General features: G+C 69.8%; 10 protein-coding genes. 8 read left to right on the forward strand and 2 right to left on the reverse strand.

All coding sequences use genetic code 11. From position 1 onward, the window contains the following. The first annotated feature begins 13 nt into the window (after nucleotides 1–13). Complete coding sequence (locus tag ACQCSY_RS03275) at nucleotides 14–832, forward strand: purine-nucleoside phosphorylase (RefSeq protein ID WP_427133147.1); 819 nt, start codon at nucleotides 14–16, stop codon at nucleotides 830–832. A 47-nt stretch (nucleotides 833–879) separates the two neighbouring features. On the opposite strand, the gene ACQCSY_RS03280 is transcribed toward ACQCSY_RS03275, so the two are convergent. Beyond that, entirely contained in the window at nucleotides 880–1,359 is a 480-nt protein-coding gene (locus ACQCSY_RS03280; RefSeq protein ID WP_427133149.1) for an RrF2 family transcriptional regulator, read from the reverse strand. A 184-nt stretch (nucleotides 1,360–1,543) separates the two neighbouring features. Here ACQCSY_RS03280 and ACQCSY_RS03285 point away from each other — a divergent pair, with 184 nt between their 5' ends. Next, nucleotides 1,544–3,283 (forward strand): phospho-sugar mutase, encoded by a 1,740-nt coding sequence (locus ACQCSY_RS03285; RefSeq protein WP_427133151.1) that lies wholly within the window; start codon nucleotides 1,544–1,546, stop codon nucleotides 3,281–3,283. A 37-nt stretch (nucleotides 3,284–3,320) separates the two neighbouring features. On the opposite strand, the gene nirD is transcribed toward ACQCSY_RS03285, so the two are convergent. Then, a complete protein-coding gene (gene nirD, locus ACQCSY_RS03290) occupies nucleotides 3,321–3,686 on the reverse strand; it encodes a nitrite reductase small subunit NirD (RefSeq protein ID WP_427133153.1) in 366 nt (121 codons plus the stop codon). A 267-nt stretch (nucleotides 3,687–3,953) separates the two neighbouring features. Between nirD and nirB the strand changes: the two genes are divergently transcribed. The 6 genes from nirB (at nucleotide 3,954) to ACQCSY_RS03320 (ending at nucleotide 11,107) form a co-directional block, all read left to right on the forward strand. Continuing rightward, entirely contained in the window at nucleotides 3,954–6,668 is a 2,715-nt protein-coding gene (gene nirB, locus ACQCSY_RS03295; RefSeq protein ID WP_427133155.1) for a nitrite reductase large subunit NirB, read from the forward strand. A 2-nt stretch (nucleotides 6,669–6,670) separates the two neighbouring features. Next, nucleotides 6,671–7,705 carry a uroporphyrinogen-III C-methyltransferase gene (gene cobA, locus ACQCSY_RS03300; protein ID WP_427133156.1) on the forward strand — a complete coding sequence of 345 codons (1,035 nt, stop codon included), beginning with the start codon at nucleotides 6,671–6,673 and terminating at the stop codon, nucleotides 7,703–7,705. Between the two features lie 8 nt (nucleotides 7,706–7,713). After that, nucleotides 7,714–8,898: a uroporphyrinogen-III synthase gene (locus tag ACQCSY_RS03305; protein WP_427133158.1), complete on the forward strand. Its 1,185-nt coding sequence runs from the start codon at nucleotides 7,714–7,716 to the stop codon at nucleotides 8,896–8,898. 151 nt (nucleotides 8,899–9,049) lie between these two features. After that, complete coding sequence (locus tag ACQCSY_RS03310) at nucleotides 9,050–9,937, forward strand: FAD-dependent oxidoreductase (protein WP_427133160.1); 888 nt, start codon at nucleotides 9,050–9,052, stop codon at nucleotides 9,935–9,937. A gap of 151 nt (nucleotides 9,938–10,088) precedes the next feature. Next, a complete protein-coding gene (deoC, locus tag ACQCSY_RS03315) occupies nucleotides 10,089–10,829 on the forward strand; it encodes a deoxyribose-phosphate aldolase (RefSeq protein ID WP_427133162.1) in 741 nt (246 codons plus the stop codon). A 53-nt stretch (nucleotides 10,830–10,882) separates the two neighbouring features. Next, a complete protein-coding gene (locus tag ACQCSY_RS03320; RefSeq protein ID WP_427133163.1) occupies nucleotides 10,883–11,107 on the forward strand; it encodes a hypothetical protein in 225 nt (74 codons plus the stop codon). The last annotated feature ends 98 nt before the right edge of the window (nucleotides 11,108–11,205 follow it).

The raw sequence follows: 11,205 nt of genomic DNA on the forward strand, positions 1-11,205 counted from the left end.
ATAACTTGTACCAGTGAGTACTCCAGAATTCCTGAACACGGACCCCTTCGACGCCGCGCGCGCCGCCGCCGACTACATCGCCGCAGAGACGGGCGTTGATGCCCACGACGTGGCGCTGGTCCTCGGCTCGGGCTGGGGCGACGCCGCTGAACTGATCGGCGAGACCACCGCCACCCTGTCCGCCGCGGAGGTCCCGGGCTTCTCCTCCCCGTCGGTGGTGGGCCACGTCGGCACCATCCGCTCCGTGCTGACCAAGGAAGGCAAGCGGGCCCTGGTCCTGGGCGCGCGCACCCATTACTACGAGGGCAAGGGAGTCCGCGCCGTGGTCCACGGGGTCCGCACCGCGGCTGCTGCCGGCTGCAAGACCCTGGTCCTGACCAACGGCTGCGGCGGCCTGAACGAAAACTGGACGCCCGGCACCCCCGTGCTCATCAGCGACCACATCAACCTCACCGCCACCTCCCCGCTCGAAGGCGCCACCTTCGTGGACCTCACGGACCTGTATTCCTCCCGGATCCGTGGGCTGGCCCGCGAGGTGGACCCCTCGCTGGACGAGGGCATCTACGCGCAGTTCACGGGGCCGCACTACGAGACCCCCGCCGAGGTGCAGTACGCCAAGCGGATCGGCGCCAGCCTGGTCGGCATGTCCACTGCCCTCGAAGCCATCGCGGGCCGCCATGCAGGCATGGAGGTGTTCGGCATCTCGCTTGTGACCAACCTTGCCGCCGGCATCAGCCCGGTGCCGCTCAGCCACGAGGAAGTCCTCGAAGCCGGCCAGTCCGCCGGACCGCGCATCTCCAAGTTGCTCGCGGAGATCATCGCCAAACTCTGAGCGGCTTACTCCACCGGCTACAACACGGCGGGCTACTCGACCGCGGCCTACTCCACGGCCAGGTAGGTGAGGGCCTTCAGCTTGTCCGCCGGGAACCGCCGCTCCATCGAGTCGGCGATCCCGGCGATGGTCTGGCGCGCCAGCGCCTGCCGCCAGGCGAGCTCGGCCTGGCGCATGGTCTGGGAGACGAGGCACGTCCGGGCGAAATTCTCCTGCAGATCCGGCTCCGGGACGTTTCCCAGAATGGCTCCGCACCGGAATGCCGGCTCGGGGCCCTCCAGCGCCAGGACAATGTCCAGGACCGTGATGTTTTCCGGCCGGCGGGCCAGATGGAACCCGCCGCGTGGACCCGAGACGGAGGCCAGCACCCCGGCCCGGACCAGGAACTGGAGCTGCTTGTTGAGGTACGCGGCGGGGAGCTTGTAGTACTCCGCGAGCCGGGCGCTGTTCACAGCCTCGCCGGCCGGCGTCCACGCCATGTTGACGCAACTGTGCACGGCCCACTCCACCCCGCGGCCCATTTTCATATTCCAGACGTTACGTGTCCGGAAAAATGGGTGTCAAGGATCACTTGGCACTCCGGGACCCTCGTGGAGCGCTCGGGGCGCAGCACGGGGGCCGCAGCATAGGGGCCCGGTGTGATGGCACTGGAACATCAACTCTCGCTTGTCGGGGGCGGAATCGCCGGCGATTGGCGATAGTTTGGTTCCTATGACGTCTTCTGATGCCGAACTCGCCCGACTCTTGAGCGATGCCCGTGCCTGGGCTGCCCAGGACCCGGACCCCGCCACCTCCGCCGCCTTGACCGAGCTGATCCAGCTCGCCGACGACGGCGTCGCGGGGGCCCGGCAGGAGCTGGCCGACAGCTTCAGCGGCACCCTTCAGTTCGGCACCGCAGGACTGCGGGCAGCACTCGGCCCCGGCCCGAACCGGATGAACCGCGTGGTCGTGCGCCGCGCCGCCGCCGGCTTCACCGCCTTCCTCACGGACGCCGTCGGGCAGGCCGCCCCGGGTACCCGGCCGCGCGCCGTCGTCGGCTACGACGCCCGGCACAACTCCGACATTTTCGCCGAGGAAACCGCGGCCATCCTCGCCGCGGCCGGCATCGAGACCTTCCTGATGCCGGCCGCGCTCCCCACCCCGCTGCTCGCCTATGCGGTGCGGGCGCTGGAGTGCGACGGCGGCGTGATGGTCACGGCCAGCCACAACCCGCCGCAGGACAACGGCTACAAGGTGTACCTGGGCCGGCACGCCGTCGAGGAGAGCGGACGCGGCGCGCAGATCGTGGCACCGTACGACGCCCGGATCGCTGCGAAGATCGAAGCCGTCGGCAGCCTGGACTCCGTCGCCCTGGCCGCCGACGGCTGGACCGTGCTGGACCGCTCCATCACCGCCGACTATGAGGCCGCCGTCGCCGCACTGGCGGTTGCGGCGCACTTCCCGGCCCGTGGGCTCAGGATCGTCCTGACCCCCATGCACGGCGTGGGCGGCGAAACGGCCGTAGCGGTGCTGAACGCCGCGGGCTTTGCCGACGTCACCCTTGTCACGGAGCAGGCCGAACCGGACCCGGATTTCCCCACCGTGAACTTCCCGAACCCGGAAGAGCCCGGCGCCCTGGACCTGGCCCTGGAGACGGCCGCCCGCGTGGACGCGGACATCGTGATCGCGAACGACCCCGACGCCGACCGCGCCGCGGTGGCCGCGAAGGACCCGGACACCGGGGCCTGGCGCATGCTGCGCGGCGACGAGGTCGGAGCCCTGCTGGGCGCCCACGTCGTGGCGCGGCTGGCCGCCGGTGACGAGGCGCCGGCGGGTGTCTTCGCCAATTCGATCGTGTCCTCACGGCTGCTGTCGCGGATCGCGGCGGCAGCGGGCTACGCCCACGAGGAAACGCTGACCGGCTTCAAATGGATCGCCCGCGTGCCCGGACTGCTCTACGGCTACGAGGAGGCGCTGGGTTACTGCGTCGCGCCCTCACTGGTCCGGGACAAGGACGGGATTTCCGCCGCGGTCCTGATCGCCGAACTCGCGGCAACGGCGAAGGCCGGGGGAAAGACCATCTTCGACACCCTCGATGAGCTGTACCTCGTGCACGGGTTACACGCGAGCGACCAGCTCAGCATCCGGGTGGCGGACCTCGGCCTGCTGGACGCCATGATGAACCGGCTGCGCGTCAGCCCGCCGGAATCGTTCGGCGGCTCCGCTGTCGAGACGGTCACCGACCTGGCCGAGGGCAGCGAGCACCTCCCGCCCACCGACGGCCTGCTGTACCTGACCAAGGACTACAGCCGCGTGATCATCCGCCCCAGCGGGACGGAACCGAAGCTCAAGTGCTACCTGGAGGTCATCCGCAGCGTCGGATCGGCCGCCGAACTGCCCGAGGCACGGCACGAGGCCCGCGCGGCCCTGGACAGCGTCTTGGCCGACGTCCGCGAGGCCCTCGGCCTCTGAGGCGCGGGGTTGAGGCACGGGGTTGAGGCACCCGCTCCTAGAGCTCCACCTCGATGTAGCCGTCCACAATCCGGGTGCCGAACGTGGCGAGCCGGAGTTCCGGGGTGCCCAGGCACTCTCCCGTCCCGAGGTCGTAGACCTCCTTGTGCAGCGGCGAGGCGAGCGTCTGGCGCGCCCCGCGGGAGCCGATGATGCCGCGGGCCATGACATGGGCTCCCGTGGCGGGGTCCTCCTGGGCGACGGCGAAAACCTCACCGGTCGCGGTGCGGAACATGGCCACCTGGCGCCCGGAAATCAGTGCGGCCTCGCCCCAGCCGGGCTCCAGGTCCTCCACGGCGCACACGCGGTGCCAGCCCTCCGCGATTCCGGTGCTCTGTTCCCCAAGTTCAAGTACTGCAGTCATTTCGGCCCCTCTCACATTGCCTGCTTCAATCTAGGCAGAACCGCTGATGCGGCCACATACCCAAGGTAGGGCGGCGGTGTAACAACTGGGTGCAGTCAATGTGTCCGGCGCGTAAAAGAGAACTCACGCGGCCGGAAATGCGTTCGTGATGCAGAAGTTAAGATCACGAAACATAAGGGAAACTGAAGCGAAACTGCGGCTGCTTAGTCTGGATGGACACCGAGAAGGTCGCAGAGCACCGACTGCGGCCCATGCGAAAGGCCCACCGTGACCGAACAGACTTCAGCCCCAGAGACAGAGGGCACAGCGACACCGCGCCCCCAGACCCCGCGGCGGATCGTGGTGGCCGGCGGCGGCCCGGCAGCCCACCGCTTTGCCGATGCCATGCACGCCCGCGGACTCGACGGCTGGCACGTGACTGTTCTCACCGAGGAAGCCCACCTCCCCTACGACCGCGTCGCGTTGAGCAAGGCCCTCACGGACAGCGCCGTCGACCTCACCCTGGGCAGCGCCTCCATGTGGGATCACGAGGCCCTCAGCCTCAGGACCGGCGAGCGCGTCATCCGCATCGACACCGCCGGCAAGAGAGTTGAGACCGCGGCCGGAACCGTCTACCCGTACGACGAGCTCGTCGTCGCCACGGGCTCGGACGCGGCCCGCCTTCCCATCCCGGGCGCCGAACTCACCCATGTCTACCGCACCCTTGAGGACGTCTGGTCCATCAACAAGGCAATCGCGGAGCTGAAGGAGAAGCTTGGCCGCCAGGTCAACGCCGTCACCATCGGCGGCGGCCTCCTTGGCCTCGAATCCGCCGCCGGCACCGAGCAGCTCGGCGCCACCCCGATCGTCATCAACGGCTCGCCGTGGCTCATGAACACGCAGCTGGACGAGGGCGCCGGACAGGCCCTGGGCCGACTGATCGAGGCGAAGGGCTTCACCGTCCACGGCGGCGTGTTCCCCTCCGAGGTCCTCTCCGACGACGACGGCCAGGTCACCGGTGTCCTGATGGCGGACGGCCGCATCGTCGGCGCCGACATCGTGATTGTCGCCATCGGCGTCAAGCCGCGCGATGAACTGTTCCGGGCTGCCAACGCCCCCGCAGACGGCGGCGAGCCGTTGTTCGAACTCGGCCCCCGCGGCGGCGTCGTCATTTCCGACGGCTGTTCCACGCAGGTTCCCGGCATCTGGGCGATCGGCGAGGTCGCCAACTTCGGCGGCATGTGCCTTGGCCTCGTGGCCCCGGCCAACACCATGGCGGAAATCGTGGCGGACCGGCTGCACGGCGGCGACGCGACCTTCCCGGGGTTCGACACCGCCACGAAGCTCAAGCTCTCCGGGGTGGACGTCGCCAGCTTCGGTGACGCCTTCGCCAGGACGGAGCACTCCCTCGAAATCGTCTACGCGGACCCTGCCCGCGGCGTTTACCAGAAGATCGTCACCACCGACGACGCCAAGACCCTGCTGGGCGGCATCTTCGTCGGCGACGCGACCCCCTACACGAGCCTGCGCCCCATGCTGGGCCGCGAACTGGCCGCCGAACCCGGTGCCTACCTCACCGCCGCCGGCGGCGGGGACGCCCCGGAAACGGAACTCCCGGACGACGCCATCCTGTGTTCCTGCAACAACGTGGCCGCCGGCAGCATCCGCGACGCCATCAACGGTTGCGGCTCCTGCGACGGCAACGCCCCTGTCCAAGAACTCGGCGAGCTCAAGGGCTGCACCCGGGCCGGCACCCAGTGCGGCTCCTGCGTCCCGATGCTCAAGAAGCTGCTCGAAGGCGAACTGACCAAGTCCGGCGTCGCCGTCTCCAAGGCACTCTGCGAGCACTTCGAGCTCTCCCGGCAGGAACTCTTCGACGCCATCCGGGTTCTGGAACTGACCTCCTTCGAGGAGATCCTGGCCAGGTACGGCACCGGCGCGGGCTGCGACATCTGCAAGCCGACGGTGGCATCCATCCTGGCCAGCCAGAACAGCGCCTACGTGCTCGACGCCGGCCGCGGCACCCTGCAGGACACCAACGACCGCGCCCTGGCGAACATGCAGAAGGACGGCACCTACTCGGTGGTCCCCCGGATCGCGGGAGGCGAGATCACGCCCAAGAAGCTCGGCGTGATCGCCGCCGTCGCCGAAAAGTACGGCCTCTACACCAAGATCACCGGCGGCCAGCGGATCGACATGTTCGGTGCCCGGCTGGAACAGCTGCCGGAGATCTGGAAGGAACTCGTGGACGCCGGCTTCGAATCCGGCCAGGCGTACGGCAAGAGCCTGCGCACCGTGAAGTCCTGCGTCGGCTCGACCTGGTGCCGCTTCGGCGTCCAGGACGCGGTGGCCATGGCCATCAATCTGGAGCTGCGTTACCGCGGACTCCGCAGCCCGCACAAGCTCAAGATGGGCGTCTCCGGCTGCGCCCGCGAATGCGCCGAGGCCCGCGGCAAGGACGTCGGCGTGATCGCCACTGACAAGGGCTGGAACCTCTATGTGGGCGGCAACGGCGGCTTCCAGCCGGCCCACGCCCAGCTCCTCGCCCAGGACCTCGACGACGAAACCCTGCTCAAGTACATCGACCGCTACCTGATGTACTACATCCGCACCGCGGACCGCCTGCAGCGCACCGCACGCTGGCAGGAAGACCTCGACGGCGGACTGAAGCACGTCGAGGACGTCGTGGTGCATGATTCGCTCGGCATCGCCGAGGACCTGGAGGCGGCCATGGCCAAGCACGTGGACACCTACCAGGACGAATGGGCCGAGACCCTGAAGGACCCGGAGCGCCTCCGCCGGTTCCGTTCCTTCGTCAACGCGCCGGACCAGAAAGACGACTCCATCGCCTTCGTCCCGGAGCGCGGCCAGATCCGTCCGGCCACCGCCGAGGAGAAGGCGCCAGCCGTTCAGCAACCAGTGCTGATCGCCTCCACCATCCCCGTCCGGCCCTCCGACGACAGTGTCACGGCCACGGCCGCCGCCACCGAAAGCAAGGTCTAACCATGCAGCTCAGCATCGATCTCAGCGGCCGCGAAGTCCTCGTCACCGGCTCCGACACCGCCGCCCGCCAGGCCGTCCGCCGCTACGAGGCCGCCGGCGCCGTCGTCTCCCGGCTCAGCACCCCGGCCGGTTCCGGGCACGACGGTCCCCTGCCGGAACGGCCGTTCCTCGTGGCCGCCGTCGACGACGGCCAGCCCGGCTGGGACGCCCTGCTGGAGCGCTGCCGCATCGCTGGCATCCCCGTCTCGGCGGAGCCCGCCGCGGGACCCGCCGGCCACGTCACCCTGGTGGGCGGCGGTCCGGGAACCACCGAGCTGCTGACCGTCGCCGCCGTGGCGGCGCTGCGGGATGCCGACGTCGTCTTCTATGACCGGCTGGCCCCCTACCAGGAGCTGCCATCGCTGACGTCGGCCGAGCTGGTGGATGTGGGCAAGCGCCCCGGCCACCACCCGGTCAGCCAGTCCGGCATCGAGGAGCTCATGGTGCAGGCGGCCCTGACCGGGCGGAACGTGGTGCGGCTCAAGGGCGGCGACCCGTACGTGTTCGGCCGCGGAGGCGAGGAAGTGGCCGCCTGCGTGAAGGCCGGCGTGCCCGTCCGGGTGGTTTCCGGCGTCACGAGCGCTATCTCCGTCCCGGCCGCAGCCGGGATCCCGGTGACGCACCGCGAGGTCAGCCACATGTTCACCGTGGTCTCCGGCCACGCCCCGCTGACGGACAAGGAGCACACGCATCTGGCCGGCCTGGGCGGGACGATCGTGGTCCTGATGGGCATCGGCACCCTGCACCAGCTGGCGGCCGGCCTGCGCCGGGCCGGCATGCGGGCGGACATGCCGATGGCCGTCGTCGAGCGCGGCTACCGCCCCGGCCAGCGCACCACCATCGCCGAGCTGGGCACCATCGTGACCGCCGCCGCAGGCTGCACCAACCCGGCGGTGCTGGTGATCGGCGACGTCGTCCGCGTGGCCGAGGCGAACCGCGGGCACGCCGAGGCCGCCGCGGACCTGGACCGCCTGGCCGCATCCCTGATGGAGGCGTGAAAACGATCATGAGCGCACTGAACGCCATCGCCGCCGCCTCCCCGGAGTCGCCCCAGGGGACGGCTCAGCCGGGGGAGGCCGCGGACGGTCCCGAGAAAGCGGACCTGCCGCTGGAAGGGTTCCGGATCGGCGTCACCTCGCACCGGCGTTCCCAGGACCTGATCGAGGCCCTGGAGCGCCGCGGCGCCGAGGTGCTGCACGCTCCGGCGCTGAAGATCGCCCCGGTCCAGGAGGACATGCGGCTGATCGAGGACACCCGGGCGATCATCGCCGCCCGGCCCGAGCTGTGCCTCGCCACAACCGCCTACGGCATGCGCCGCTGGTGCGAAGCCGCGGACACCTTCGGCATCGGCGATGACCTCTTGGAGACCCTCGCCGCCTGCCGCATGTTCGTCCGCGGCCCCAAGGCCCGCGGCGCGGTCCGCGCGGCCGGGCTGGCCGACGTCGGGATCAGCAGCGACGAAACCACCGCCACGCTGGTGGACATGCTCCTGGCCGAAGGCGTGCGGGGGAAGACCGTGGCCGTCCAGCTGCACGGCTACACCGACGTCCGCCAGCTCGAGCGCCTGCGGATGTCCGGCGCCACCGTCCTGACTGTGACGCCGTACCGCTGGGTCAAGCCTGACGGCGCCGACCGGCTTCCCCGGCTGATCGAGGCCGCCTGCAGCGGCAACCTGGACGTCCTGACCTTCACCAGCGCCCCCGCCGTGGACGCAATGTGGAGCACGGCGCACGAGATGGGCGTCTACAAGCAGCTCGTGGAGAGCCTGAAGACCACCGTGGCCACCGCCGTCGTGGGACCCGTCACCGCCCAGCCGCTGATCGACGCCGGCCTGCGGCCGCTGATCCCGGAACGCTTCCGGATGGGCGCCCTGATCCGGCTGGTCTGCGAGCACCTGGCCCTGAACCACGTCCGCCGCCTGGACACCGTTTCCGGCAGCGTGGAGCTCCGCGGCCGCTCGCTCAGGATCGACGGCGAGGCCGTGGAAATGGCGCCCGCGCCCTTGCTGCTACTGCGCGCACTGCTGGGCGCCGGCGGGGCCGTGCTGTCTCGTGAGGCGCTGTCCGAGCTCCTCGAACTCCGCGGTTCCGTCCACGCCTTGGACATGACCGTCAGCCGGCTGCGGTCCTCCCTGCCGGACGGCAGCCTGGTGGAAACCGTCGTGAAGCGCGGCTACCGGATCCGGGTGTGACGCAGGCCATTACCGGCGGGTAAAAACTGGCGAACAAGCGGCGCTTCGCCGGCAACACCGGGGAAACACGCCCGAAAAATCGGACGCCTACGCTGGGGTCCATCAAGCATTGAGGCCACACCACCGGCCACCCCAGCGAAAGGGCCCGCACATGTCCGCTCAGGCACTGTCCCCCACCTCCGGCGCTTCCCCCGCGACCCCCTCCGCCCCGCCGTCCCGGCCGCGGATCGTCATCGCCGGTGCCGGTCCGGCCGCCCAGGCGCTGGTCCGCCAACTCACCCGGACCCCGTTCGCCGGCGCGATCACGGTCCTCAGCAACCGGGACGAGGCCCCCGCCGAACTCCTGGAGCTCGCCGCCCTCCCACAGGTTTCGGTGCGCTTCGGCCAGCCGGCCAGCTTCATCGATCCCGCCAGCCGCCGCGTGACCACCGCCGACGGCCTCGAATTCAGCTACGACGAGCTCGTCATCGCCACCGGCTCCGCCCCCGCGGAGACCCCGGTCGAGGGCGCCGGCCGCTGCCTCAGCTACTCCACGATCGACGACGCCGGCCGGCTGGGCGACGCCGTGAGGGACGTCACCCGCGTCCTCGGCCGGCGGCCGCTGGGCATCCTGGTCGGCACGGGCTCTGCCGCGGGGCAGGCCGAGGCGGTGCTGCGCGCCCGCGGGGTGCGGCCTGTCCGCACCACCGTCCGGCCCGTCGCCGTCGTTCCCACGCTCGCCGGTTCGGCACTGCCGGCCGCCGGCATCGTGTTCGAGGACGGCTCCAGCATGAGCGGCGACCTCGTGGTCCTGGCCGAGGAGCGCGTTGCCCGTGACGGCCTGGCCGCCAGCGCCGGGCTGAAGACGGCGCCCAGGGGCGGCATCGTGATCGGCCAGGACTTCCGGACCTCCGTGCCGGGCATCTGGGCGATCGGGGACGCCGCGGCGTACGACGGCGTCCGGCTGGGGCTGCTGGTAGCCTCCGGTTCCGCGGCGTCGGTCTGCGCGTCCCAGCTGCTGCAGGCCACCATGGCGGAACCCATGGCAGAGGCCGCCTAGCTCGATCGTCCATGCCCGCCGGGGGGATGCCCTCTTGTGGCAAGATGGTCACCTGGCAGCCGCGAGCCATGCGGCGCCGACAGGCCCACAAGGCCCCCAAAGGGACCCCAGGGGGACGTCAAGCCCCAGGCCCGCAAGGAAAGGGACCACCATGAGCAACGAAGCCACCACTGAAGGCACGGCTGCCGGAAGCGCCAACAGCGTTGGTAATTCCGGCAACGCCGGAAATATTGCCTCCTACATTGACCACACCCTGCTCAAGCCGGAGGCAAGCGAGGCCGAGATCCTTAAGGTCTGCGCCGAGGCGGCCGAGTACCGTTTCAAGTCGGTCTGCGTCAACCCGATCTGGGTCAAGACCGTCAAGACCGCGCTCAAAGGCTCGGGCGTCCTGACCTGTTCCGTGGTCGGCTTCCCGCTGGGCGCCACCCCGAGCGACGTCAAGGCGTTTGAGGCCCGCGGCGCCGTCCTGGACGGCGCGGAAGAGGTCGACATGGTCATCAACATCGCAGCGGCCCGGGCCAACGACAAGGGTGCCCTGGTCGATGACATCGCCGCCGTCGCCGAGGCCGTCCACGACGGCGGGGCCATCCTGAAAGTCATCATCGAAACCGCACTGCTGACCGACGACCAGAAGGTCCTGGCCTGCGAGGCGGCCGTGGAATCCGGGGCGGACTTCGTGAAAACCTCCACGGGCTTCAACGGCGGCGGGGCCACGGCCGAAGACGTCGCCCTGATGCGCCGCACGGTGGGCCCGGACCTGGGTGTCAAGGCCTCCGGCGGCGTGCGTTCCCTCGCCGACGCACAGGCTATGATTGCTGCAGGTGCAACACGTATTGGCGCCAGCTCCGGCATCGCAATCGTCAAGGGTGAACAGGGTTCGTCCGCGTACTGACCCGCGCCGGCAGCGGCCACAGTTTTGAGCCCCCAGGGGCCGAGGAGGAACGAATGTCCAAGATCATCAGCAAGACCCCGCAGAGCGAGAACAGCCTCGCGTCCACCATTGTCATCTTCGTTCTGATGATGGTCCTGTTCGGCGGCGCCCTGTACTCGCTGTCGTTCCTGGCCCTGGGCAACCCGTGGCCGATGGCCGTCTGCCTGGGCCTCTTCGCCGCATCGTTCTGGATCCCGCAGACCCTCCTGGGCCGCTCGGATTCGGCCGGCGAGAACTAAGGTTCCCCCTTCCTTCGATAGTCCTTAAACACCTGAGGCTCCGGATTTCCGGAGCCTCAGGTGTTTAAGTGGTTGCTTCACGTGCAGGGGTTAAAGCC

It is taken from the genome of Pseudarthrobacter sp. S9, from assembly GCF_050156545.1.
In the GTDB taxonomy this organism is placed as follows: domain Bacteria; phylum Actinomycetota; class Actinomycetes; order Actinomycetales; family Micrococcaceae; genus Arthrobacter.

Coding starts and splice junctions, on each gene's coding strand:
- ACQCSY_RS03280 (WP_427133149.1), bottom strand. CDS start 1,359: ATGAAAATGGGCCGCGGGGTGGAGTGGGCCGTGCACAGTTGCGTCAAC.
- ACQCSY_RS03285 (WP_427133151.1), top strand. CDS start 1,544: ATGACGTCTTCTGATGCCGAACTCGCCCGACTCTTGAGCGATGCCCGT.
- nirD (WP_427133153.1), bottom strand. CDS start 3,686: ATGACTGCAGTACTTGAACTTGGGGAACAGAGCACCGGAATCGCGGAG.
- cobA (WP_427133156.1), top strand. CDS start 6,671: ATGCAGCTCAGCATCGATCTCAGCGGCCGCGAAGTCCTCGTCACCGGC.
- ACQCSY_RS03305 (WP_427133158.1), top strand. CDS start 7,714: ATGAGCGCACTGAACGCCATCGCCGCCGCCTCCCCGGAGTCGCCCCAG.
- ACQCSY_RS03310 (WP_427133160.1), top strand. CDS start 9,050: ATGTCCGCTCAGGCACTGTCCCCCACCTCCGGCGCTTCCCCCGCGACC.
- deoC (WP_427133162.1), top strand. CDS start 10,089: ATGAGCAACGAAGCCACCACTGAAGGCACGGCTGCCGGAAGCGCCAAC.
- ACQCSY_RS03320 (WP_427133163.1), top strand. CDS start 10,883: ATGTCCAAGATCATCAGCAAGACCCCGCAGAGCGAGAACAGCCTCGCG.